This window comes from Streptomyces sp. NPDC048483, assembly GCF_040651455.1.
GTDB lineage: Bacteria > Actinomycetota > Actinomycetes > Streptomycetales > Streptomycetaceae > Streptomyces.
The window spans coordinates 1-24461 of record NZ_JBEZJZ010000042.1 but is presented as its reverse complement, the minus strand read 5'-3'; the positions used below and the strand labels follow the sequence as shown (position 1 = coordinate 24461).

At 70.9% G+C, this 24461-nt stretch carries 22 protein-coding genes; 13 read left to right on the top strand and 9 right to left on the bottom strand.

What is annotated here, in order from left to right; translation table 11 throughout:
* Positions 1 to 421 precede the first annotated feature (421 nt).
* Positions 422 to 1369, top strand: coding sequence for an ornithine cyclodeaminase family protein (locus AB0D04_RS21605; protein WP_362705602.1), 948 nt, complete (start codon positions 422 to 424; stop codon positions 1367 to 1369).
* A 202-nt stretch (positions 1370 to 1571) separates the two neighbouring features.
* Here the strand turns inward: AB0D04_RS21605 and ppdK are convergent, their stop codons facing one another.
* Positions 1572 to 4265: a pyruvate, phosphate dikinase gene (ppdK, locus tag AB0D04_RS21600; RefSeq protein ID WP_362705704.1), complete on the bottom strand. Its 2694-nt coding sequence runs from the start codon at positions 4263 to 4265 to the stop codon at positions 1572 to 1574.
* Between the two features lie 587 nt (positions 4266 to 4852).
* Complete coding sequence (locus AB0D04_RS21595) at positions 4853 to 6322, bottom strand: MFS transporter (RefSeq protein WP_362705599.1); 1470 nt, start codon at positions 6320 to 6322, stop codon at positions 4853 to 4855.
* 102 nt (positions 6323 to 6424) lie between these two features.
* Between AB0D04_RS21595 and AB0D04_RS21590 the strand changes: the two genes are divergently transcribed.
* Positions 6425 to 7375, top strand: a complete 951-nt coding sequence (locus AB0D04_RS21590; RefSeq protein WP_362705597.1) for a helix-turn-helix transcriptional regulator — start codon at positions 6425 to 6427, stop codon at positions 7373 to 7375.
* A 71-nt stretch (positions 7376 to 7446) separates the two neighbouring features.
* Here AB0D04_RS21590 and AB0D04_RS21585 read toward each other — a convergent pair whose 3' ends face one another.
* Both AB0D04_RS21585 and dusB read right to left on the bottom strand, forming a co-directional pair.
* On the bottom strand, positions 7447 to 8022 hold the full coding sequence (locus tag AB0D04_RS21585) for a MarR family transcriptional regulator (protein ID WP_362705702.1): 576 nt from the start codon (positions 8020 to 8022) through the stop codon (positions 7447 to 7449).
* 184 nt (positions 8023 to 8206) lie between these two features.
* The gene (gene dusB / locus AB0D04_RS21580) at positions 8207 to 9343 is read right to left on the bottom strand and encodes a tRNA dihydrouridine synthase DusB (protein WP_362705594.1); all 1137 of its coding nucleotides are present in this window, start codon (positions 9341 to 9343) and stop codon (positions 8207 to 8209) included.
* Positions 9344 to 9407: 64 nt separating this feature from the next.
* On the opposite strand from dusB, the gene AB0D04_RS21575 reads away from it, so the two are divergent.
* The gene (locus AB0D04_RS21575; RefSeq protein WP_362705592.1) at positions 9408 to 10865 is read left to right on the top strand and encodes an MFS transporter; all 1458 of its coding nucleotides are present in this window, start codon (positions 9408 to 9410) and stop codon (positions 10863 to 10865) included.
* A 43-nt stretch (positions 10866 to 10908) separates the two neighbouring features.
* Here AB0D04_RS21575 and AB0D04_RS21570 read toward each other — a convergent pair whose 3' ends face one another.
* Positions 10909 to 11826: a helix-turn-helix transcriptional regulator gene (locus AB0D04_RS21570; RefSeq protein ID WP_362705589.1), complete on the bottom strand. Its 918-nt coding sequence runs from the start codon at positions 11824 to 11826 to the stop codon at positions 10909 to 10911.
* A gap of 101 nt (positions 11827 to 11927) precedes the next feature.
* Here AB0D04_RS21570 and AB0D04_RS21565 point away from each other — a divergent pair, with 101 nt between their 5' ends.
* The 4 genes from AB0D04_RS21565 (at position 11928) to AB0D04_RS21550 (ending at position 15936) form a co-directional block, all read left to right on the top strand.
* The gene (locus AB0D04_RS21565) at positions 11928 to 13382 is read left to right on the top strand and encodes an MFS transporter (RefSeq protein WP_362705586.1); all 1455 of its coding nucleotides are present in this window, start codon (positions 11928 to 11930) and stop codon (positions 13380 to 13382) included.
* A 154-nt stretch (positions 13383 to 13536) separates the two neighbouring features.
* A complete protein-coding gene (locus tag AB0D04_RS21560; protein WP_362705583.1) occupies positions 13537 to 14541 on the top strand; it encodes an aldo/keto reductase in 1005 nt (334 codons plus the stop codon).
* Positions 14542 to 14707: 166 nt separating this feature from the next.
* A complete protein-coding gene (locus tag AB0D04_RS21555) occupies positions 14708 to 15289 on the top strand; it encodes a TetR family transcriptional regulator (protein WP_362705580.1) in 582 nt (193 codons plus the stop codon).
* 53 nt (positions 15290 to 15342) lie between these two features.
* Positions 15343 to 15936 (top strand): GNAT family protein, encoded by a 594-nt coding sequence (locus tag AB0D04_RS21550; protein WP_362705577.1) that lies wholly within the window; start codon positions 15343 to 15345, stop codon positions 15934 to 15936.
* Positions 15937 to 15951: 15 nt separating this feature from the next.
* Here AB0D04_RS21550 and AB0D04_RS21545 read toward each other — a convergent pair whose 3' ends face one another.
* Positions 15952 to 16455, bottom strand: a complete 504-nt coding sequence (locus tag AB0D04_RS21545; protein ID WP_362705575.1) for a hypothetical protein — start codon at positions 16453 to 16455, stop codon at positions 15952 to 15954.
* 179 nt (positions 16456 to 16634) lie between these two features.
* Here AB0D04_RS21545 and AB0D04_RS21540 point away from each other — a divergent pair, with 179 nt between their 5' ends.
* Both AB0D04_RS21540 and AB0D04_RS21535 read left to right on the top strand, forming a co-directional pair.
* Positions 16635 to 17198, top strand: a complete 564-nt coding sequence (locus AB0D04_RS21540) for a hypothetical protein (protein WP_362705572.1) — start codon at positions 16635 to 16637, stop codon at positions 17196 to 17198.
* A gap of 103 nt (positions 17199 to 17301) precedes the next feature.
* Entirely contained in the window at positions 17302 to 18024 is a 723-nt protein-coding gene (locus AB0D04_RS21535) for a hypothetical protein (RefSeq protein WP_362705569.1), read from the top strand.
* A 27-nt stretch (positions 18025 to 18051) separates the two neighbouring features.
* Here AB0D04_RS21535 and AB0D04_RS21530 read toward each other — a convergent pair whose 3' ends face one another.
* Positions 18052 to 18690: a response regulator transcription factor gene (locus AB0D04_RS21530; RefSeq protein ID WP_362705700.1), complete on the bottom strand. Its 639-nt coding sequence runs from the start codon at positions 18688 to 18690 to the stop codon at positions 18052 to 18054.
* Between the two features lie 32 nt (positions 18691 to 18722).
* The gene (locus tag AB0D04_RS21525) at positions 18723 to 19949 is read right to left on the bottom strand and encodes a sensor histidine kinase (protein WP_362705566.1); all 1227 of its coding nucleotides are present in this window, start codon (positions 19947 to 19949) and stop codon (positions 18723 to 18725) included.
* A gap of 176 nt (positions 19950 to 20125) precedes the next feature.
* Here AB0D04_RS21525 and AB0D04_RS21520 point away from each other — a divergent pair, with 176 nt between their 5' ends.
* Entirely contained in the window at positions 20126 to 20566 is a 441-nt protein-coding gene (locus AB0D04_RS21520) for a hypothetical protein (RefSeq protein WP_362705563.1), read from the top strand.
* 347 nt (positions 20567 to 20913) lie between these two features.
* Here AB0D04_RS21520 and AB0D04_RS21515 read toward each other — a convergent pair whose 3' ends face one another.
* The gene (locus AB0D04_RS21515) at positions 20914 to 22296 is read right to left on the bottom strand and encodes a glycine--tRNA ligase (RefSeq protein ID WP_362705560.1); all 1383 of its coding nucleotides are present in this window, start codon (positions 22294 to 22296) and stop codon (positions 20914 to 20916) included.
* 157 nt (positions 22297 to 22453) lie between these two features.
* On the opposite strand from AB0D04_RS21515, the gene AB0D04_RS21510 reads away from it, so the two are divergent.
* The 3 genes from AB0D04_RS21510 to AB0D04_RS21500 all read left to right on the top strand — a co-directional run.
* Entirely contained in the window at positions 22454 to 23428 is a 975-nt protein-coding gene (locus AB0D04_RS21510) for a metal ABC transporter substrate-binding protein (protein ID WP_362705558.1), read from the top strand.
* 11 nt (positions 23429 to 23439) lie between these two features.
* Complete coding sequence (locus tag AB0D04_RS21505; RefSeq protein WP_362705556.1) at positions 23440 to 24219, top strand: metal ABC transporter ATP-binding protein; 780 nt, start codon at positions 23440 to 23442, stop codon at positions 24217 to 24219.
* A 14-nt stretch (positions 24220 to 24233) separates the two neighbouring features.
* The coding region (locus AB0D04_RS21500) for a metal ABC transporter permease (RefSeq protein WP_362705554.1) at positions 24234 to 24461 on the top strand (228 nt) is incomplete at its 3' end.

Genomic DNA, 24461 nt, shown 5'->3' with positions numbered 1-24461 from the left:
CATCCGGACGTGCGGCAATGCGCACCCGGGCCAGATCCAGGCCACTGAAATGGACGCGTAACACCGAACCCCCACCTTGCTTTCCTCGGTCGACCCCCCGGTACGCCCTGAGTATGCACGCCAACACGTGCGGTCACCATGCCCTTTTGGCCAGAGTTGAAAAGGGTCGCGCCGCCCCGCGGCCGACGGCAATGCTGTACTCAATTCAACGGCGGTGCGAACGGAACGGATTGCTCGATCCCGTGGGGGGTGATGGGCAAATGACCGGCCGCTCAGCGGTTCCGTTGAAGAGCCGCCTTCCCGCGCCGACCGGGGTGGCGGCAGCTCCCGAGGGGGGAGCCCGGAGAAAGAGCGAGGGCGGTACCTCCGCACAGGTACCGCCCTTGCCCCTCCTGCTGGGCCGGTTGGGACCATGGCGGGCATGACCCGCATGCTGACCCGAAGCGATCTGCAGGCCGTTCTCGATCCCGCGTCCTGTATGGCCGCGCTGCGCGCGGGCTTCCATGGCGCCGATTCCGTGCCGGTCGCCGGGCAGCGGGTACGCAGCGACCTGCCGTTCCCCGGTACGGCCACGGCCTTGATACCCGGTGTACTGCCGGGAGTCGAGGCGTACACGGTGAAGGTCAACGCCAAGTTCCCGGGCGCCCGGCCCGCCTTGCGCGGCGTGATCTGCCTGCACAGCGGCGCCGACGGGGAGCTCCTCGCGCTGCTGGATTCGGCCACCGTCACCGCCTGGCGGACCGGCCTGGCCGCCGCCCTGGGGACCGACGTCCTCGCCGCCGCGGACCCGGCGGGCGATGCGGTGCTCGGCGTGATCGGCGCGGGGGCGCAGGCCGAGCTCATGGTGCGCGGGCTGCGGGGGCTGCGGCGGTTCCGGGACCTGGTCGTGTACGACACCGATGCGGGCCGCGCCGTCGGCTTCGGCTCCCGGCACGGCGGGCGGCCGCTCGGCTCGGCGGCCGAGGTCGCGGCGGCCGCCGACATCGTGCTGCTGGCGACCTGGTCCCGTACCCCGCTGCTGCGCCTCGCGGACACCCGGCCCGGACAGCACTTCACCACCCTCGGGGCCGACGAACCGGGCAAGCAGGAACTCTCCGCCGACCTGCTCGAAGCCGCGCTCCTGGTGGTCGACGACCGTGAACTGGCCGCCACCATGGGCGCCCTGGCCGCCGCTGGGCTGCCCGCCACCGCCGCCGGCGCCACCCTCGGCGAGGTCCTGCGCGGCGACCACCCCGGCCGTACGGCGGCCGCGGCGCGAAGCGTCTATGCGCCCGTCGGACTCCCCTGGCAGGACCTCGCGCTCGCCTGGGCCGCGTACCGGCGGGCGGAGCGGCTGGGCATCGGAGCGACGATCGATCTGCTCGGGTGAGACGGGCGGGAGGCCCGGCCGGGGCAGGGGCCCGGCCGCTGTCCGGCCGGGAAAAGGGGCGAGGGCGGCACCTCCGCACAAGGTGCCGCCCTCGTTGGGGCGCCGGAGCCAGCAGCCGGGCGGCTGAGGGTCGAGTGCCGGACAGGGCCGGCTCCGGGTGGTCATCGGGGTGCCGCGGGGCGACCGCGGCACCCGTACGGGATCAGCGGCTGTCGCTGCCCTTGGACTCGGCGGCCGCGCGGCCCGACTCCAGCCGTGCGACCGGAATCCGGAACGGGGAGCAGGAGACGTAGTCCAGACCGACCTCGTGGAAGAAGTGGACCGACTCCGGGTCGCCGCCGTGCTCACCGCAGACGCCGAGCTTGAGGTCCGGGCGGGTGGCCCGGCCGGCCGCGGCGGCGTTGCGGACGAGCGAGCCCACGCCGTCCCTGTCGATGGTCTCGAACGGGCTGACGCCGAAGATGCCCTTCTCCAGGTACGCGGTGAAGAAGCTGGCCTCGACGTCGTCGCGGGAGAAGCCCCAGACCGTCTGCGTGAGGTCGTTCGTACCGAAGGAGAAGAAGTCGGCCGACTCGGCGATCTGACCGGCCGTCAGGGCGGCACGGGGCAGCTCGATCATGGTGCCGAGGGTGAGCGAGAGGCTGACGCCCCGCTCCGTCTCGACCGAGGCGATGACCTGCTCGGCCTCCTCGCGGACGATCTCCAGCTCCTGGACGGTGCCCACCAGCGGGATCATGATCTCGGCACGCGGGTCGCCGCCCGCCTTCTTGCGGTCGGCCGACGCCTCGGCGATCGCCCGTACCTGCATGGCGAACAGACCGGGGATGACCAGGCCGAGGCGGACGCCGCGCAGACCCAGCATCGGGTTCTGCTCGTGCAGCTTGTGCACGGCCTGGAGGAGGCGCAGATCATTCTCGTTGGCGTCCCTGCGGGCCTCGGCGAGCGCGACCCGGACCGACAGCTCGGTGATGTCGGGCAGGAACTCGTGCAGCGGCGGGTCCAGCAGCCGCACCGTCACCGGCAGCCCGTCCATCGCCTCGAACAGCTCGGTGAAGTCGGCCTGCTGGAGCGGCAGCAGCTCGGCGAGCGCGGCGTCCCGGTCGGCCTCGGTGTCGGCCAGGATGAGGCGCTCGACCATCTCGCGGCGCTCACCGAGGAACATGTGCTCGGTACGGCACAGGCCGATGCCCTGGGCGCCGAACCGGCGGGCACGCGCGGCATCCTCGGCGTTGTCGGCGTTGGACCGCACGGCCAGCCGGCGCACCGAGTCCGCGTACGTCATCAGGCGGTGCACGGACCGTACGAGCTCGTCGGTGCCCTCGGCGGCCGGGGCGACCTTGCCCTCGAAGTACTCGACGACCGGGGACGGCACGACCGGCACCTCGCCGGCGTAGACCTTGCCGGTGGAGCCGTCGATGGAGACGACGTCGCCCTCCTCGATGACGGTCCCTTCCTGGGTCGTCATCCGGCGGGTCTTGGTGTCGACCTCCAGCTCCTCGGCGCCGCAGACACAGGTCTTGCCCATGCCGCGGGCGACGACGGCGGCGTGCGAGGTCTTGCCGCCGCGGGAGGTCAGGATGCCCTCGGCGGCGATCATGCCGTTGAGGTCGTCCGGGTTGGTCTCGCGGCGGATCAGGATGACCTTCTCGCCGGAACGGGACCACTTGACCGCGGTGTACGAGTCGAAGACGGCCTTGCCGACCGCCGCGCCCGGGGAGGCGGCGATGCCGCGGCCGATCGTCGTGGACTTCGCGTCCAGGTCGAAGCGGGGGAACATCAGCTGCGCCAGCTGCGCGCCGTTGACCCGCTGGAGGGCCTCGGCCTCGTCGATCAGGCCCTGGTCGACCAGCTGCGTCGCGATGCGGAAGGCCGCACCCGCCGTCCGCTTGCCGACGCGGGTCTGCAGCATCCACAGCTTGCCGCGCTCAATGGTGAACTCGATGTCGCACAGGTCCTTGTAGTGCGTCTCGAGGGTTTCCATGATCTGCATCAGCTGGTCGTACGACGCCTTGTCGATCTCTTCGAGATCGGCGAGCGGCACGGTGTTGCGGATACCGGCGACGACGTCCTCACCCTGCGCGTTCTGCAGGTAGTCGCCGTAGACGCCCTGGTGGCCGCTGGCGGGGTCGCGGGTGAAGGCGACGCCGGTGCCGGAGTCGGGGCCGAGGTTGCCGAAGACCATGGAGCAGACGTTGACGGCCGTGCCGAGGTCGCCGGGGATGCGCTCCTGGCGGCGGTAGAGCTTGGCGCGGTCCGTGTTCCACGAGTCGAAGACCGCGCGGACGGCGAGGTCCATCTGCTCGCGCGGGTCCTGCGGGAAGTCGCGGCCGGTCTCCTTGGCGACGATGTCCTTGAAGTGCGCGACCAGGTTCTGGAGGTCGGCCCCGTCCAGGTCGACGTCGACGATGACACCCTTGGCGCGCTTGGCCTCCTCGAGGGCCTCCTCGAAGAGTTCGCCGTCCACGCCCAGCACGGTCTTGCCGAACATCTGGATGAGGCGGCGGTAGGAGTCCCAGGCGAACCGCTCGTCGCCGGCCTGCGTGGCAAGGCCGGAAACCGATGCATCGGAGAGGCCGATGTTGAGGACGGTGTCCATCATGCCGGGCATGGAGAACTTCGCACCGGAACGCACCGATACGAGCAGCGGGTCGTCGGCCTGGCCGAGCTTCTTGCCCATCTGCCGCTCAAGCGCGTCGAGGTGCTCGGAGACCTCGGCACGCAGTGCCGCAGGCTCACTGCCGCTCTCGAGGTAGACCTTGCAGGCCTCGGTGGTGATCGTGAAGCCGGGAGGGACGGGAAGTCCCAGGTTGGTCATCTCCGCGAGGTTGGCGCCCTTGCCACCGAGGAGGTCCTTGAGGTCCCGGTTGCCCTCGGTGAAGTCGTAGACGAACTTCACCGGCGCAGACGCGGACGCACTCTGGCTTACGTGGGGATCTTGTGTTTCCGGCACGAGACTGACTCCTCGCCGACGGGCTGCCCTGACGGCCAGGAACATACCCAGATCGAAGGCGTATGGGTACGTCCACTTGGTCGACATACGTGCGTAACCGGGTGTCAGCCAGCGGATCGAAAGTGATCCGGCCTTTTGACTTCACTTCACTACCTGAACGCATCATTCCGCTACGCAGTCGAGAGTGCGACTTTTCCTTACTCACCGCCACCGTTCACTTGATCAGTCGAACGCATGATGCGTGGCACCCAGTGCCATCATTGGAGAGGTGGAGCCGCATGCGAAACGCTCATGTGAGCGGACCCCCTATCAGGGGTGGCGAGAATCACGCGCTCATGTGTGACGTCGTTCCATCATTTGGACCCTCTTCCGTAAGATGATCAAGGAATGCGTCCACGTCGGTGCCGCCGCTATCCGGCCAGTCCTCCCGTCCCACGCGGCGCCCGGCATCGCTAACCGGCCATAGTTCAAGGCTGGCAGGAACCCCGCTCCGGCGCGCGGCTTCGTATACGAGGCGGAGCCTTGTTCACCCCTCAAACGCGCCGGCGCAGCAACGGCACCACCGCCAGCGCGCCGGCCAGCGCCCCGGCCGCGACGGGCAGCACGGTCGCGTAGAGGGCGTACCCCGACGAGGCCCGGTCGGCCGCGGCCAGGAACACGCTGCCGTATGCGGCGACGCCGACCACCTGGGCGATCTGCGGCACCGTCGTCAGCGCCCCGCTGGCATCGGAGGCATCGGCGGGGGCGATCTTCGACAGGGCGAGGGTCAGCAGCGGGCTGGTGGTGTAGCCCATGCCGAGGCCGACGACGAGCTGCAGAGCCGGGAGTGCGAGGCCGCCCTGGGCGCCCGTCCGCATGACGAGGCCGATGCCGAGGTAGCCGGCCGCGGCGAGCGTCCAGGCGGCGGCGATCATCGCCCCGTGCCGGCGGGCCGGCACCTTCTGCCATGTGAGGCTGCCGACGGCGACCCCGACGGCCAGCGGGGCGAAGGTCAGGCCGGCGCGGGTCGCCGACTCGCCGAGCCCGGACTGCAGATGCTGGGAGAAGGAGAAGAGGAAGCCCGCGTAGCCGGCCATGCCGAAGAACAGGGAGGCCGCGCCGCACACCAGGTCCCGCGACCGCAGCACCCGGCCGGGCACCAGCGGCGCCCCGCCCCGCCGCGCAACCGCCCGTTCGACCAGCACAAACACCCCGAACGCCGGGGCCGCGGCGGCCAGGCACAGCGTCGTCCACAGCGGCCAGTGCCGCTCATGGCCGAGGACCAGCGGTACGACCAGCAGGAGCAGCGCCGCCGTCAGCGTGACCACGCCGGGCAGGTCCAGGCCCTTGGGTGACGGGGCCACCTCGCGCGGCAGCAGTCGCGCCGCGGCGGCCAGCAGCGCCAGGCCGACCGGCACATTGATCAGGAAGACCGGTCGCCATCCGGTGCCGAACAGATCCGCGCTGACCAGCAGCCCGCCGGCCACCTGGCCGACCACGACAGCGAGCGCGATCACCGCCGCGTACAGGCTCAACGCCCGCGCCCTGGCGGCCCCTTGGAAGGACAGCTGAATCAGGCTGTAGATCTGCGGGATCATCAGCCCCGCGCCGATTCCCTGCACCACGCGGGCGGCGATCAGCAGGCCCGCACCGGGCGCGAGACCGCAGGCGAAGGAGGCCAGGGTGAAGGTGGCGAGGCCGGTGAGGAATATCGCCCGGTATCCGTTACGGGCGCCGAGCCGGGCACCCGTGATCAGCAGCGCGGCGTACGAAATCGTATAGCCGGAGACGATCAACTGCAGGGCGGCGCCGGTGGTGTGGAGATCGGTGCGCATCGCCGGGGTGGCGACATTGACGATCGTCGAGTCCAGCAGGGCCATGAATACTGCGCCGAGGACGACGAGGAGAATTCCGTTGTTGCCGCCGGTTTTGCCCTTGTGGTCGGCGGCCCTGTGCGGCCGTTGTCCGGTGGCTACGGGAATTCGGTCAGGTACGGGAATGGTGGCGTCGGTCGTTTCGCTCATAGCGGCGATCATGAGCGCGATGCCCATTCGGGTACCAGTATCCAACGATCCTGGTACCGGCGGTATCTGGCACCGCGTCCCGGCATCCCGCAAGATGGTCCGGTGCCGATCACCACGCCGCCCGCGACCCCCCGTTCCGCAGCCGCCGCGCCCTCCCGGCGCGGTGAACTCGCCGCGTTCCTGCGGCTGCGCCGGGAGCGCATCGCGCCGGAGGATGTGGGCCTGTCCGGCGGGCCGCGGCGCCGTACGCCGGGGCTGCGCCGCGAGGAGGTCGCGGAGCGCGCCGGGGTCGGGGTGGCCTGGTACACCTGGCTCGAGCAGGGGCGGGCCATCAATCCGAGCGTCCAGGTGCTCGACGCCATCGCCCGCGCGCTGCTGCTCGATCCGGCCGAACGTGACCACCTGCACCGGCTCGCCAACGTCCCCGGAGCCGCCCCGTCCCTGCCCGTTCCGCAGCCGCCACCGGGCGCGCTGCCGCCCGAGGCCCAGACGATTCTGGATGCGCTGAGTCCGCTGCCGGCGAGCATGGTGTGCGCCCGGTACAACGTGCTCGCATTCAATGACGCGTACGCCGCGCTCGATCCCCGTATGGTGGTCCGGCCGCCGTCGGAACGTAATGTGTTCTGGCGGCTTTTCACCGCGGACGAGGAATCCCAGCCGCTGGTGGACTGGGAGCGCGAGGTCTCTTTCATGGTCGGCCATTTGCGGGCCGAATTCGGGCGGCGGCTGGGCGATCCGCACTGGCGGGCGTACATCCGGAAACTCTCCGACGCCAGCCCGCTGTTCGCGGAAATGTGGGCCAGGCACGAGATCTCCGCACCGGCCACGCACCAGAAGACATTCCGCACGGTTTACGGCGACGAGGTCATCATTACCGCGTCCGGTTTCACGACCGCCGCCGCGACCGCCACCGTCCCCGGCACCAAGATGTGGATCTACACGCCGGCGGACGAGGATGCGGCCCGGACGATCGGTGAACTCCTTTGCCGCTACCGGGAGATCGGGGCCGCGGGGATGGTGGCCGCGGCGGCAGCGTCCGGGACACGGCGCTGACGCCGAAGACGGTGGTGCCGTAGCGGCCGCGGAGCCTGATGGCGCCCGCGGCGCCACCGGACCTCCGGCTCTCAGCTCTTCGCCCGCCGCCCGCTGCGCCGTGGGCGCGGGTCCTGGCCGTTCAGCAGCTCCAGCCGGCGGCCCTCGCCGTGCATCTCGACCTGCGCCACGATGCGGTGCAGCAGATCCGCCAGGCTCAGCACCTCGTCGTCGTCCAGGGGGCCGGTGACAAAGGATTCCTCGGCGTTGAACTGCGGGAAGACGTCCCGCATCAGCGTCTCGCCCTCGGGCGTGAGCGCGAGCAGCGCCAGCCGGCCGTCCGTCGGGTGGGTGCTGCGCTCGATCAGGCCGCGGCTCTGGAGCGTCCGGGCGACGCCGGTGAGCGTGCCCTTGGAGATGCCGGCTTCCTCGGCCACCCGGCGGGTCTCCATCCGCCCCCAGATCCACACCACCCACAGCACGACGAAGGAGGTCCAGGTCAGCTCGACGCCGCGCAGAACGGAGTTCTCGAAGTGCTGCCGCACGGCGGCCGCGGCGCGGTAGATGGCCGCGACCGCCGCCATCTGCTCATGCTGGACGGGTGTGTCGCCGAGCTTGGCCTGGACCGCCTTCTCCGTGTCCCCGATGGAACGGTGACCGCTGACCACGGCATCTCCCTCGATCGCGCCCGGTCCCTTGGCGGGACCCGTACGGGCACCATCGATACCGCGGCCGAGGCCCCGGGGGCCGGATCCCCCGCCCGAAGTCACCCGGCGGATGTCACCTCGGCCTACGTCACCCGGCCGAGGTGATCCGCCCTGCCGTTAACCGCCCGACGCCATGCTGCCGACGTCACCCGCCCGACGTGTCCAGCTCCGCGTCCTCGCTGACGCCCGCGCAGTCGTACGGATCCTTGAGCCAGCCGTCCGGCAGCACCACCCGGTTGTTGCCGGAGGTACGGCCGCGGGGGCCGTCGGCGCCCTGCGGCCACGGCTGGTCGAGGTCCAGCTCGCCGAGGCCGTCCTCCAGTTCGGCGAGCGAACCCGTCATGGCAAGCCGCTTGCGCATCTCGGAGCCGACCGCAAAACCTTTCAGGTACCAGGCGACGTGCTTGCGGAAGTCGATGACGCCGCGCGTCTCGTCGCCGATCCACTCGCCCAGGAGCGCGGCGTGCCGCAGCATGACGTCGGCGACCTCGCGCAGGCCGGGCGCCTTGGGCGCGCCGGTGCCCTCGAAGGCGGCCACCAGATCGCCGAAGAGCCAGGGGCGGCCCAGGCAGCCGCGGCCGACGACCACGCCGTCGCAGCCGGTCTCGCGCATCATCCGTACGGCGTCGTCCGCCGACCAGATGTCGCCGTTGCCGAGCACCGGGATCTCGGGGACATGCTCCTTGAGGCGGGCGATGGCGTCCCAGTCGGCGGTGCCGCCGTAGTGCTGGGCGGCGGTGCGGCCGTGCAGGGCGATCGCGGTCACACCCTCCTCGACGGCGATCCGGCCGGCGTCGAGGAAGGTGATGTGGTCGTCGTCGATGCCCTTGCGCATCTTCATGGTGACGGGCAGGTCGCCGGCGCCGGTGACCGCCTCGCGCAGGATGGCGCGCAGCAGATTCCGCTTGTACGGGAGCGCGGAGCCGCCGCCCTTGCGGGTGACCTTGGGGACCGGGCAGCCGAAGTTCAGGTCGATGTGGTCGGCGAGGTCCTCTTCCGCGATCATGCGGACGGCCTTGCCGACGGTGGCCGGGTCGACGCCGTACAGCTGGATCGAGCGCGGCTTCTCGGTCGCGTCGAAGTGGATCAGCTGCATGGTCTTCTCGTTGCGCTCGACGAGCGCCCGGGTCGTGATCATCTCGCTGACGAACAGGCCCTTGCCCCCGGAGAACTCCCGGCACAGGGTCCGGAACGGGGCATTGGTGATCCCTGCCATGGGCGCGAGCACCACGGGGGGCTGCACCGTATGCGGGCCGATCTGCAGCGAAGTCATGGTGCCCATTGTCCCGCACGGCGCGAGTGGCCCTGCAAGGGCCGGAGGTCCCGGATCGATGTAGCGTTCAAGCATGCCCGAGCTCAGCCGCCGCCGACGTCTCCTGGTGCTGGCGATCTGCTGTATGAGCCTGCTGATCGTCAGCCTCGACAACACCGTCCTCAATGTCGCCCTGCCGTCCGTGCAGCACGAGCTGGGCGCCTCGGTGTCCGGCATGCAGTGGACGATCGACGCGTACACGCTGGTCCTGGCGTCGCTGCTGATGCTGGCCGGGTCGACCGCGGACCGGCTCGGGCGGCGGCGGATCTTCGTGGTCGGGCTGGTGGTGTTCTCGATCGGCTCGCTGCTGTGCAGCCTCGCCCCCGGCCTGGAGTGGCTGGTGGTGTTCCGGATGGTGCAGGCGGTGGGCGGCTCGATGCTCAACCCCGTCGCCATGTCGATCATCACCAACACCTTCACCGAGCCGCGCGAGCGGGCGCGCGCCATCGGGGTGTGGGGCGGCGTCGTCGGCATCAGCATGGCGGCCGGTCCGGTGATCGGCGGGCTGCTGGTGCAGAGCGTCGGCTGGCGCTCCATCTTCTGGATCAACGTCCCGATCGGCGCGCTCGCGCTCTTCCTGACCCTGCGCTACGTCCCCGAGTCCCGCGCCCCCAGGCCGCGCCGCGTCGACCCGGTGGGCCAGCTGCTGGTGATCGCGCTGCTCGGCTCGCTGACGTACGCGATCATCGAGGCCCCGGAGGCGGGCTGGGCATCGCCGGAGATCCTGGCGTTCGTGCTGGTGGCGCTGGCCTCTCTGGCGGCACTGGTCCGCTACGAGCGCCGGCGCCGCGAGCCCCTTGTCGACCTGCGGTTCTTCCACAGTGCGCCGTTCAGCGGGGCCACAGCCATAGCGGTCTGCGCCTTTGCCTCGCTCGGCGGCTTCCTCTTCATGAACACGCTCTATCTGCAGAACGTGCGCGGGCTGTCCGCCCTGAACGCCGGGCTGTACATGCTCCCGATGGCCGGGATGACGGGGCTCTGCGCGCTGCTGTCGGGGCGGCTGGTCGGCAGCCGCGGGCCCCGGCTGCCACTGCTGCTCGCGGGGATGTTCATGGGGGCGAGCGGGCTGCTCTTCGCGGTGTTCGACGCGCAGGCGACGACGGCGCTGCTGTTCACCGGCTATGTGCTGTTCGGCATCGGCTTCGGCCTGGTCAACGCGCCGATCACCAACACCGCGGTGTCCGGGATGCCGCGCACCCAGGCCGGGGTGGCGGCCGCGGTCGCCTCGACCAGCCGCCAGGTGGGTCAGTCGCTCGGCGTCGCGGTGATCGGCGCCGTACTGGCGAGCGGGGCCTGGGCCGGCGCCACCGGGAGCGAGTTCCTCGCGGCGGGGCGTCCGGCCTGGTGGATCATCGCCGGGTGCGGTGCGGCGATCCTGCTGCTGGGTGCCCTGACCACCGGACGGTGGGCGCTGGGCACCGCGCGGCACACGGCGGAGCTGTTCGAGGAGGAGCGGCAGGGCGGGCACGCGACGGCGAGTACGGGTTCCTAGGCCCTGTCGGCACACTCCCGCCGTTCGCCGGGAGGGCGGGCCCCTAGCCCCCGACGCGCGTCAGCTTCTCCAGCTGTTCGAGGCGCTCTTGGGACGTTTCGTCGACCGGGGCGTAGGTCAGCACCTTGGGTCCGGGGCTGGGCCCCGTCCACAGGCTGCTGGAGGAGAGCTGCAGGATTCCCACCTGGGGATGCCGGATGACCTTCACGGCGCTCACCGGGCGGACGACCTCATGCTCTGCCCACATCTCGCGGAACTCGGCCGACGCCTCCGTCAGCCGCGCGACCAGCGCCTTCCAGGCCGGCTCGGCGACATGCTCGGCCATCGCCGCCCGGAACTTGGCGGCCATCACCCGCTTGGAGGCCTCCAGATCGACCGTTCTCGCCCGCCACTCGGCGTTCGTGAACGCCAGCCACATGCAGTTGCGGTCCTCTTCGGGCAGCGCGTCGAAGTCGCACATCAGCTGCCCGTAGGTGCTGTTGTAGGCGAGGACGTCGAACCGGCTGTTCTGGACGACCGCCGGGAACGGCGCGAGCTGGTCCAGGACCTGCCGCAGCGCCTTCGGCACGCCCGTGAACTCGGTGCCGGGCAGCGGGTCGACCGCCCCGGCCAGCGCGAAGAGATGGCTGCGCTCGGCACGGTCCAGCAGCAGCGCGCGGGCCACCGCGTCCAGGACCTGTGGCGAGACATGGATGTCCCGGGCCTGTTCGAGCCAGGTGTACCAGGTGACGCCGACCGCCCCGAGGTGGGCGACCTCCTCGCGGCGCAGTCCGGGGGTGCGGCGGCGGGCGCCCCGCGGCAGGCCGACCTGTTCCGGGGTGATCCGCTCGCGTCGGCTGCGCAGGAAGGCGGCCAGCTCGGCCCGGCGGGCGCCGTCGTCACGGGGAGCGGCGCCGTACGGCGGGGCTTCCGCGGCAACGGGGCGGGTGGCAGCCTGTATTGGGGCGGCATCGGCGGTCATGCTTCCAGAGTGCCGCAGGCACCAGCCGGTTGCCAGGTAGCGCGGGTACCAGGATAAGCACACTCTGGTACCCGTCTGAGCGAACCGCGATCGTCGACATCGTGAGCGATACCCCAGTTCAGACCACCCTCCGCACAGCGCCGCCCACGCCTACCCGGCACGGGTCGGCGGCCGCCCCGTTACTGACCCCGACGGGCCTGCTGACCGTCCTTTTGGGCGCCGCCCTCCCGATGATCGACTTCTTTATCGTCAATGTCGCGCTGCCGACCATCGACCATGATCTGCACGCGGGCGCCGCGATGCTGGAGATGGTGGTGGCGGGCTATGGCGTCGCCTACGCCATGCTGCTCGTCCTCGGCGGCCGGCTCGGAGACATGGTCGGCCGCCGCCGGCTGTTCCTGTGGGGCCTGGCCGCCTTCGGGCTGACCTCGCTCGCCTGCGGGCTGGCCCCGGACGCCTGGACGCTGGTGGCCGCCCGGGTGGCCCAGGGCGCCGCATCCGCGCTGCTGCTGCCGCAGGTGCTCGCCACCATCCAGGCCACGACCGCCGGCGCGCGGCGCGCCAAGGCGGTCAGCCTGTACGGCGGCACGGCGGGCGTCTCCAGCGCCCTCGGCCAGGTGCTCGGCGGACTGCTGGTCTCGGCCGACTTGGCGGGCACCGGCTGGCGTGCGGTGTTCCTGGTGAACGTGCCGGTCGCCGCGGCGGCCTGGCTGCTGGCCGTCCGTACGGTCCCCGAGACCCGGTCCCCGCACCCGTCCCGGGTGGACGGCCCCGGTACCGCGCTGCTCGCCGTCACCCTGATCACCCTGTTGCTGCCGCTGACCGAGGGCCGCGCGGCCGGCTGGCCCCTGTGGTCCTGGCTCCTCCTGGCCGTCTTCCCCTTCGCCGCCACCGCGTTCGTCCTCGTCGAGCGCCGCGCCGAACGCGTCGGCCGTGCGCCGCTCGTCCCGCCGTCCCTGCTGCGCATCCCGTCGGTGAACAGCGGCCTCTCCATGATCATCCCGTTCTCGATCGGCTTCGGCGGCTTCATGTTCGTGGTGGCCGTCGCCCTCCAGAGCGGACTGCGGTACGGCCCGTTCACGGCCGGCCTGTCCCTGGTGCCGCTGTGCGCCGCCTACTTCCTCGCCTCGCTGGCGGGGCCGCGGCTGGTGCAGCGCTTCGGGCGGCGGGTGGTGATCACCGGCTCGCTGATCCAGGGCGCCGGGCTCCTCGCCCTGGCGCTGACCGTGTACGCGGGCTGGCCCGACATCTCGGTGGCCGGTCTGGCGCCGAGCTTGACGGTCCTGGGCGTGGGCCAGGGCATGGTCCTGCCGATATTGCTGCGCATCGTGCTGAGCGAGCTGCCGGCGGCCCAGGCCGGGGTGGGCGGCGGGGTCATGGTCACCACCCAGCAGTCGGGTCTCGCCCTCGGCGTGGCCACCCTCGGCACGCTCTTCCTCGCGTTGCTGCCGTCGGTCGGCATCCGCGATGCGCTGCTCGCCGCCCTGCTGACCCAGCTGGCGATCGTCGCGGGCACCACCGCCCTGGCGCTGCGCCTGCCGCGCGAAGTGCGCTGACCTGCGGGAACACGGTGGGCGGGCGGGGCAACCCGCAGCCCACTCACACATGACGACTGACAGATATTGAAATCTGTCAGTCGTCATGCCATAGTCGACTCACGGCGACAACTGAACCGCCGTCGCCCGCCCCCTCCCCCCTCAGGAGCACACCGTGCAGACCCGCACTCTTGGCACCAGCGGCCCCCGGACCTCCGCCCTCGGCCTCGGCTGCATGGGCATGTCGGCCCTCTACGGCGATGCCGACCGCGCCGAATCCCTCGCCACGATCCACGCCGCCCTCGAAGCGGGCGTCACCCTGCTCGACACCGGCGACTTCTACGGCATGGGGCACAACGAACTCCTCATCAACGAAGCCCTGCGGACGGCCCCCGCCGCCGCCCGTGAAAAGGCCCTGACCAGCGTCAAGTTCGGCGCGCTGCGCACCGTCGAAGGCGGCTTCACCGGCTACGACGGCCGGCCGAACGCGGTGAAGAACTTCGCCGCGTACTCCCTCCAGCGCCTGGGCCGCGACCACATCGACATCTACCGCATCGCCCGGATCGACCCGGACGTCCCGGTCGAGGAGACCATCGGCGCCATCGCCGAACTGGTCGAGGCCGGCCATGTCCGCCACATCGGCCTCTCCGAGGTGGGCGCCGAGACCCTGCGCCGGGCCGCCGCCGTCGCCCCGATCTCCGACCTCCAGATCGAGTACTCCCTCATCTCCCGCGGCATCGAGGACGACATCCTGCCCACCGCCCGCGAGCTGGGCATCGGCATCACGGCGTACGGCGTCCTCTCCCGCGGCCTGATCAGCGGCCACTTCGCCCGCGACCGGAAGCTCGCCGCCAACGACTTCCGCGGTATGAGCCCGCGCTTCCAGGGCGAGAACCTCTCCCGCAACCTCGACCTGGTGGACGCGCTCCGCAAGATCGCCGAGCAGAAGGGCGTCTCGGTGGCGCAGACCGCGATCGCCTGGGTGCTCTCCCGCGGCGAGGACATCGTCCCGCTGGTCGGCGCCCGCCGCCGCGACCGGCTGACCGAGGCCCTCGGCGCCCTGGACATCACCCTGGAGGCCGACGACCTGGCCGCGATCGAGAGCGCGATCCCGGCAGGGGCCGCCGCGGGCGAGCGCTACCCGGCCGAGCAGATGGGCCACCTGGACAGCGAGCGGTGACCGCCGAGGACGACGGGCGGGCCCGCCAGGTACGGTCCGTAGTACCTGGCGCCGCGCCCGCCCGGCATGCTCACCCACCTGGTGTGCCCGCCCACCGCGTGCCCGCACCGGCCAGGTGCCCCGCCCGTCGTCCCGTCCGCTCCCCTCCGAAAGGCCGACTCGTCCCATGGCCCCCGAGACACTGACCCCCGAGCGCATCCTCGAAGCCACCGAGGAGGTACTGCGCCGCTACGGCCCGGCCAAGGCCACGGTCGTGGACGTCGCGCGCGCCCTGGGGGTGAGCCACGGCAGCGTCTACCGCCACTTCCGCACCAAGGCGGCGCTGCGGGAGGCGGTCACGGAGCGCTGGCTGGACCGTACGAGCCAGGAACTGTCGGCCATCGTCACGGACGAGGGCCCGGCCGACGACCGCCTGCGCCGCTGGCTCGCCGCCCTCTTCGAGGCCAAACGGCACAAGGCCGGCGACGACCCCGAACTCTTCGCCACATACATGGCCTTGATCGGCGAGAGCGGCGGCGTCGTAGACCGCCACGTCACCGACCTCGAGTCCCAGCTCACGAGCATCATCGAAGCCGGCGTCTCCCAGGGCGCGTTCCACACCCCCTCCCCCGCCACCACCGCCCGCGCCGTCTTCTCCGCCACCGGCCGCTTCCACGACCCCTGCTACGCCCCCGAGTGGTCCCGCCCGGAGATCGCGGACGACTTCGAGGCCGTACGGGAGCTGATCCTGCGGGGGTTGCAGGCGTAGCAGCCGCCGATATTCCATGGCCGCCACCTCGGCCGGCCCCTACCATCCGCCAGGTGAGCGAAAACGCGACGGAAGAGACGGCGGCGGAACGGGACCGGGAGCCGTGCATACGGGGACGGAAGATCCGCTTCGCCCCGCTCGACGTCGGCGATGCCGCGCTGCTGCAGTCGTGGCGGTCCGACCCGACGGCCGCCCATGAGATCGGGTTCTGGCCGCGTCCCCTGTCCTGGCTCCGCGAGCGCATCGAGCGCGACGTCGACTCTCACGACCGCGACGACTTCATCATCCTGCTCCCCGACGGCACACCCATCGGCCACACCGCCCTCATCGACCAGGACCTCGTCGACGGCACGGCGGAGGTCTGTCTGCTGCTCGCCCCGCAGCACCGGCACCAGGGCCACGGCACGGACGCCCTCGACGCACTGACCGATTTTTCCTTCGGCGAACTCTCCCTGCACCGCCTCGAAGCGGTCACCCACACCGACAACGCGGCCGCGCTCACCGTCCTCGCCAGGTCGGGCTTCGTCCAGGAAGGCGTGCGCCGGTCGGCATGCCTGCATCGCGGGCGCCGCAAGGACCTCGCGGTGCTGTCCCTGCTCCGGCCCGAGTGGGAGGGGCTGGCGCGGCCCCGGTCGTGGGATCTGTGACGGGGCCGCGGCCGGTCAGATCTCGAAGTCCGCGTATCCGTACTCGGCAGGCGCGTCTTGATGGAGAACCACGTGGTCGCCGTCCTGCGCGACCCTGCCCTGCAAGGGCGGAACCTCGATGCGGTTCCAGTCGACCGTGACCTTGACGGTATCGCCGAGATCCCCCATGAACATCCGGCCCGACAGGCTCCCCTCTTCGGCCCCTTCCTCCTCGTCCGTCCCGAAGTCATGGCCGACCGGCTTGCCCGGACCGGTGAACGTGATCTGCGGACAGCCCTCTATCGCGATCGTGATGAACGGATGAAGGTCTATCGACCGGGTCCGCTCGCCGTCCTGATACACATCCAGCGTCAGGTCGGCGCCATACCAGCACAACAGATACAGATTGATCTCCGCGGCGAGTTCCGAGGCCAGATCCGCCTTCACCTCGTCAAGGCTCCCGCGCACATAATGGGCGTCCTTGCGAGCGCCGCCCGGAGCCACGCCGAACGCCAGGTCATAGAAGCTCAGTTGAGACATGGCAAAAACCTAGCCGCTGCGCGCAGCGGGTGCGGCCGGGGCTCACGGCCCGGTCCCCACGGCCCGTGGTCCGGCAGGGGGCAGTCCGTGCCGGCCTCCGGCCCTCGGGAACTGTCAGTGCGGGCGGCTAGCGTGCGAGGAGTGCGTTTCGTACGTCCCAACCGCCGCAAGGAGCAACCATGTCCCAGCCCGTCCCGCTCGCCTTCGTCGCCGCCGGCGGGCCCGTGCACAAACCCCTCACAAAGATCGGCGGACAGCCGGTGTGGCAGGAGGAGCCGCAGTGGCCGCTCTCGCGGGAGACCGGCGAACCCATGCAGTTCCTGGGGCAGTTCGCACTCGACGACGGCCGCTTGGGCTATCTGTTCATGAGCGGTGGCGACGACTGGGTCGACGGAACCTGGGAGCCCGAGGGCGGCGAGAACGCCCTGGTGATCCAGCCGGGCGGCCGCATACCGGACTTCCTCACCGTGCGGGCGCAGGCCGAGGGCCCGACGGCCGGACCGGACCATCTGCCAAGCAGCGGCGAGGCGGCTGCGGAGCGGGACCCGTGGCAGTTCCTCGGCGGCCCCGGCATCGAGCCCCACTGGCTGCAGGGCGAGGAGGAGCCGGGCGAGGGCTGGCGACTGGTGGTCCAACTGACCGACGGGGAGCCGTTTTTCGTCAACTTCGGCGATGCCGGCGTGGGCTATGCCTTCGTATCGCCGGACGGCAAGGAGGGCCGCTTCCTCTGGCAGTGCGCCTGAGGAAGCGGCCCCGAGCGACCCAGGCCCTGCGGCTCCCGGGCCGCGGAGCGCGAAAAGATCAACAACGGGATCGGACCGGATCGACAGGCAGGAGAGAAGCCACGTGCCCGCATCGAGAGCCCCCCTCACCCGGGACAGCTTCCGGGTGAAGATCGCCGTGCAGCGGGTGCGGCTGGGAGGTAGGGACTACCGGGTGATCCGGCCGGCCGGGCCCCTGAAGAACGGGGCGCTGTACCGACAGGACGACTCGTACGACATGTACGTGGACCGGACGGACGGCCGGCGTATCGGCACCCTCTTTCTGCTCGCGGCGCGGTCGCCACGGTCTCTGGTCTATCTGCCGATGCGGAACACCGCGACCTCGCCCGGGGCCGACTGCGGGGACGAGCGGCCGCTCGACCTGGTACTGGCCCACCCGGAGGTGCAGCTCCGCCCGTCCCGCTGGAAGCAGCTGCGGACCCGCATCAACGCCGGGAACGCGCCCCGCGAGCTGCGTACCGCCCGCGTGCCGGAGCGAGACCTGCCCGACCTCGACGCCGCGTTCGTGTTTCCGGACGACCCGAAGGAGGCGGACGCCCTCTCGCCCCGTCGGCACGTCTACGCCGACACGCTGATATTGACGGGCCACGCGGTGGCGTTCCGCGACGGGGCCAAGGAGATCTTCGCCGTCACCAGGGACGGGCCGCCCGAAGCCGCGACGAAGCTCTACATCCCCGGACCCGGCTGCAACTACCACGTCTGCCGCTGCGTGTTCGACTGGGATACCCCGGACGGACGCGGCTGGGAGCCGCTCCACGCGCAGTTCACGCCGGCATGGGCAAGATGACCGGTCCGCGCGCCCGCCCCCTGCCCGCTATCCCGCAACCCCCAGGAACCGCAGCACCGCCAGCACCCGCCGGTGATCCGCATCCGCCTTCGGCAGATCCAGCTTCGCCAGGATGTTGTTGATGTGCTTGGCCACCGCGCTCTCGCTCACCACCAACTGGGCCGCGATACCCGCATTCGACCGGCCCTCGGCCATCAGGGCCAGGACCTCACGCTCGCGGCCCGTGAGGCGTTCGACGGGGTCGCTGGAGCGCCGTACCAGCAGCTGAGCGACGACCTGCGGGTCCAGGGCCGTACCGCCCGCCGCCACCCGCCGCAGCGCCTCGATGAACTCCTCCACATCGGCGACCCGTTGCTTGAGGAGATAGCCCACACCGCTGGTGTTCGTCGCCAGCAGATCGGCGGCGTAGCGCTCCTCGACGTACTGGGAGAGCAGCAGCACCGAGGTGCCGGGCCACTGCTGCCGGATCGACAGGGCGGCCCGTACCCCCTCGTCCGTGAAGCCCGGCGGCATCCGGACGTCGACCACCGCGATGTCCGGCCGGTGCTCCGCGACCGCCGCCAGCAGCCCCTGCGCCTCCCCCGCCTCGGCCACCACCTCGAACCCGGCCATTTCCAGCACCTTGACCAGCCCGATCCGCAGCAGGACGGAGTCCTCGGCAATCACGGCACGCCGCACGGCGGTCCCCACCCCAGGGCTTACATCGGGCACGGCAGCTCCACGCTCATCATGGTCGGGCCCCCCACAGGGCTGCTCATCCGGAATGTTCCGTCCACCGACCGCACCCGCTGCGCGAGCCCCTTGAGACCGGTTCCGTTGGACGGATCGGCGCCGCCCACACCGTTGTCGGCGATCACCACCCGCAGTATCTCGCCGAGCCGGGTGACCGTCACATCGGCCCGGGTCGCCTCCCGCGCATGCTTGGCGATATTGGTCAGCGCCTCGGAGACGACGAAGTACGCCACCGCCTCCACAGCCGGTGAGGTGCGCTGCGGGAGGTCCACCGGCATGTCGACGCGCAGGCGTACGGGCAGCGGGGCGCGGGCGGCGAGGCCCGACAGCGCGGCGTCCAGGCCGAGTTCGTCGAGGACGGCGGGGTGGAGGCCGCGGACGAGGTTGTTCAGCTCCTCGATCGCGTCCTTCGCCTCGCGGTGCGCCGCGTCGATGACCTCGCGTGCCTCCGGGGGCAGATCAGTGAGCGTGGCCTTGGCCAGCCCCAGGTTCAGGGCCAGGGATACCAGCCGCTGCTGCGCGCCGTCGTGGAGATCGCGCTCGATACGGCGCCGTTCGGCATCCGCCGCGTCCACGGCGCCCGCCCGGCTCTCGGTCAGGTCCTCGACCCGCCGGGCCAGCTCGTCGGAGCGGCTCACCCCGAGTACCGCCCGGCCCACCAGGATCTCCAGCCGTACGAGTCCGGCGGCCAGCGAGGGGACGGCGGCGAGGACGGCCAGCCCCAGGACGGTGAGATAGGCCCCCACGGTGGTGTAGCCGGGATGCGCCGTCCGCCACTCCACCGGCACCAGCGATACCCACACCAGGACCAGCGCGGCCGCCACCGCTGCCAGTGCCAGCGCCAGCAGCAGGAGTTCCAGCACCCCGAAGAGCGGCCCGATCAGCAGGTTGTAGCCGAACTGCTGCTTGGCCCGGGTGAATCGCAGCCGGGGCAGGTCCACGCCGCACAGCGCCCGGAACCGCCACCGCTGCGCCTCGGTGAGTCCATAGCCCGCGATGACCAGAAGGGCTGTCGGTGCGGGCAGGACGAGCGGGGCGGCGTCCGAGCTCCCGTCCAGGATCCCGGCCACCTGGGTCAGCGCCCAGAGGAACAGCGGAGGCGCGACGAGGTGCGGCAGCACCCCCGAGGCGATGAAGAGGAGGTCACGTCGCAGCCGTACGAGGGCGCGGCGCAGCCGGGGCGGGATGGTCATGATCCAACGGTATGCGGCGGCCGTATGACGCGGCCATGAAGCCAGGTTCCGGCCCGGGGGTGCAACTAGTGCCACCCCAAGTCGGACAGCGGTGTTACTGACTGCGGCCGGCGGAAACCGGAGTCTTGATCACGAGCCCGACAGCCGGGTCCGTGACACCGAAAGAGACCTCTCCGATGGCCCTTATTGCGCTCAATTCACCTGTCATCAAGGGTAGTTATGCCGCGCAGGAGAAGGTACGGCTCAGCCCCGCCCGCCGCCTGCAGGGCCGCATCCTCACCGGCGCCGGGCTCGCCCTCCTCCCCTGGCTCGGCTACCTTGCGGGCACCCTCCCGCCCGCCGAGGCGGCGGCCTGGGTGGCCCTGGACGCCCTGGAGGCCGCCTGCCTCCTGGCCGCCGGCACCCGTCTCCTCCGCGCGGACCCGCACCACCGCGCCCCGGCGGCCGCCGCGGCCGTCCTCCTCCTGGCCGACGCCTGCATCGACATGGCGACGGCCGCGCCCGGCGCCGAACTGGCCACCGCGATAGCCATGGCCGTCGGCGCGGAGCTGCCGCTGGCGGGGCTGTGCGCCCTGCTTGCCGCACGTCCGTCGAGGACCTCACGCGCCGCCAACTGACGCCCGGCGGGCGGGAGATCCCCCGGAACCGATTGTCAGTGGCGGGCGCTACCTTCGGGGCATGGAACCGATCGCGGACGCCGCGGCAGCCCATCGGACGGCCGGCGCAGACCTTCAGCTGTACCGGGAGACCGCCGCATGCGCGCGCGAGTCACCGGAAGAGCCGGCGGAGGCGGAGCGCGCAGAGGCGGCGATCCGGGCGTCGCGGTGCAGATCCTGGAGGCTGTCGAGCCGCCGCCGGGAGCACCTGGCCCAGAAACGCAGCGGCGCCGGCCGGGCCCGACATCACATCGGACCCGACCGGCGCCGTAAGGCAACCCGCCGGGAAGCAATCAGCCGGCAGAGCCTCAGCAGCCGAGCAGTCGGCCACCCAGGTACGACTGGATCTGGTCCAGGCTGACCCGCTCCTGCTTCATGGTGTCGCGCTCGCGCACCGTGACGGCGTTGTCGTCGAGGGTGTCGAAGTCGACGGTGACGCAGAACGGCGTGCCGATCTCGTCCTGGCGGCGGTAGCGGCGGCCGATGGCGCCCGCGTCGTCGAACTCGATGTTCCAGTTCTTGCGCAGGTCGGCGGCGAGCCCCTTGGCCTTCGGGGAGAGCTGCGGGTTGCGGGACAGCGGCAGGACCGCGACCTTGACCGGCGCCAGGCGCGGGTCGAGGCGCATGACCGTGCGCTTCTCCATCTTGCCCTTGGCGTTGGGGGCCTCGTCCTCGATGTACGCGTCGAGCATGAAGGCGAGCATCGCGCGGTTCACACCGGCCGCCGGCTCGATGACGTACGGAGTCCAGCGCTCGCCGGCCTCCTGGTCGAAGTAGGAGAGGTCCTGGCCCGAGGCCTTGGAGTGGGCGCCGAGGTCGAAGTCCGTCCGGTTGGCCACACCCTCCAGCTCGGAGAACTCGGTGCCGCCGAAGTTGAAGCGGTACTCGATGTCAGCGGTCCGCTTGGAGTAGTGGGACAGCTTCTCCTTCGGGTGCTCGTACCAGCGGATGTTGTCCTCGCTGATGCCGAGGTCGCGGTACCAGTCCCAGCGCTGCTGCATCCAGTACTCGTGCCACTCCTCGTCCTCACCCGGCTTGACGAAGAACTCCATCTCCATCTGCTCGAACTCACGGGTGCGGAAGATGAAGTTGCCCGGCGTGATCTCGTTACGGAACGACTTGCCCATCTGGGCGATACCGAACGGGGGCTTCTTGCGGGAGGTCTGCTGCACCTGCGCGAAGTTGGTGAAGATGCCCTGCGCGGTCTCGGGGCGCAGGTAGGCGATGGACGCGGTGTCCTGGGCCGGGCCGAGGTGGGTGGAGAGCATCTGCGAGAACTGCTTGGGCTCGGTGAAGCCGCCCTTGTTGCCACAGTGCGGGCAGTTGATGTCCGCGAGGCCGTTCTCGGGGAGCTTGCCGTGCTTGGCCTCGTACGCCTCCTCCAGGTGGTCGGCGCGGAAGCGCTTGTGGCAGGAGGTGCACTCGGTGAGCGGGTCGCTGAAGGTGGCGACGTGGCCGGACGCCTGCCACACCTCGGGAGCCAGGATCACGGAGGAGTCGATACCCACGACGTCTTCGCGCGCGGTGACCATGGCGCGCCACCACTGGCGCTTGATGTTCTCCTTGAGCTCCACACCGAGCGGACCGTAGTCCCAGGCGGCCTTCGAGCCGCCGTAGATCTCACTGCAGGGGTAGACGAAGCCACGGCGCTTGCTCAGGCTGACGATGGTATCGATCTTGTCGGCGGCCACGGTGCTCTCTTCATTACGACGACGAACAGCGAATGGCTCAGGGTACCGGCGGCCGTACCCCCCGGATCAAATCGGTTCCCCGGTCCGCTGTCGCCCCGCTCACACCCACCCTTCCCTGTATTGACAATCGTTTCCAGGTTTGTTGAAAATGAGTGTCATGAACGTACGCCGCCAGATATCGACCGCAGCCATGGCCGGGGCCTCGGTGCTCGCACTGCTGGCCCTCTCCGCCTGCTCCACAGCCGGTGACGGCCGCACCGCTGACGGCAAGCTGCAGGTCACGGCGTCCTTCTACCCCATGCAGTTCCTCGCCGAGCAGATCGGCGGCCAGCACGTCGAGGTGTCCAACCTCACCAAGGCCGGTGTCGAGCCGCACGACCTCGAGCTCACCGCGAAGCAGACCGGACAGCTCCAGGAGTCCGGCGCGATCGTCTACCTCAAGGGCCTGCAGCCCGCCGTCGACGCGGCGATCGAGCAGTCCGGCGCCAAGAACGTCGCCGACGCGGCCTCCCTCACCCGCCTCGAAGAACACGGCAACGAGGTCGACGGCCACCACCACACCACGGGCGGCAACCACACCGGCCACTCCGGCGAGGACGAAGAGGGTGGCAACGACCCGCACATCTGGCTCGACCCGGTGAAGTTCGCCGAGGTCGCCAAGGGTGTGGGCAAGACCCTCGCCAAGGCCGACCCGGGCCACAAGGCCGCCTACCAGAAGAACACCGACGCCCTGGTGAAGAAGCTGAACGGGCTCAACAAGGACTTCGAGGACGGCCTGAAGAACAAGGGCTCCGGCACCTTCATCACCACCCACGCGGCCTTCGGCTACCTCGCCGAGCGCTACGGCCTGACCGAGGAGGCCATCAGCGGCCTCGACCCGGAGGCGGGCGAGCCCCCCGCCCACCGCATCAGGGAACTGCACACCCTCGCCGCCAAGCACCACGTCTCCACGGTCTTCTCCGAGACGATCGCCAACCCGGCCGCGGCAAAGGTCCTGGCCGGCGATCTGCACCTGAAGACCGATGTCCTCGACCCGCTCGAGGGGATCACGGACACGTCCCGTGGCAAGGACTACTTCGGCGTGATGCGGGCCAACCTCGCCGCCCTCCAGAAGGCGCTCGGCAGCAAGTGACGGAGGTCACCATGAAGCAATCGCTCCAGTCGCCGGTCATCGATCTGCGTGCGGCCACCGCCTCGCTGGGCGCACGCCCGGTGCTGCGCGGCGTCGACCTGACGGTCCGCTCCGGCGAGGTCGTCGCCCTGCTCGGCGCCAACGGCTCCGGCAAGTCCACCGCCGTACGCTCCGTCATCGGACAGGTCCCCCTCACCGGCGGCGAGCTGTCGCTCTTCGGTACGCCGTTCCGCCGCTTCCGCGACTGGGCCCGCATCGGCTACGTCCCCCAGCGCACCACCGCCTCCAGCGGCGTCCCCGCCACCGTGCGCGAGGTCGTCACGGCCGGCCGGCTGGCCCGTACGAAGCTCGGCTTTGTGCGCAAGGCCGACCGGGCCGCCGTCCACCGCGCCCTGGAGCTGGTCGGCATGGCGGACCGCGCCAAGGACTCCGTCAACGCGCTCTCCGGCGGCCAGCACCAGCGGGTGCTGATAGCCCGCGCCCTGGCGGGCGAACCGGAACTGCTGATCATGGACGAGCCGATGGCCGGCGTGGACCTCGCCAGCCAGGAGGTGCTGGCGAGCGCGCTGCGCGAGCAGGTCGGCCGCGGCACCACGGTCCTGCTCGTCCTGCACGAGCTGGGCCCGCTGGAGCCGCTGATCGACCGTGCGGTGGTGCTGCGCGACGGCTGCGTCGTCCACGACGGCCCGCCGCCCGAGGCCGTCGGACAGCACGCGCTCCCCGGCCACGACCATGTCCACCCGCACGCCGACGCCGCCGCGGAACCGGTCCGTACGGGACTGCTGAGCTAGGGACCACTGACGTCATGGAAATCTTCGACTACGCCTTTATGCAGCGGGCGCTGCTCGCCGCCCTGATCGTCGGCGTCACCGCCCCCGCCATCGGCATCTACCTCGTCCAGCGCCGCCAGGCGCTGATGGGCGACGGCATCGGCCATGTCGCCCTCACCGGCGTCGGCCTCGGCTTCCTCCTCAACACCAGCCCGGTCTGGGTCGCCACCGCCGTCGCCGTCCTGGGCTCCGTCGTCATGGAG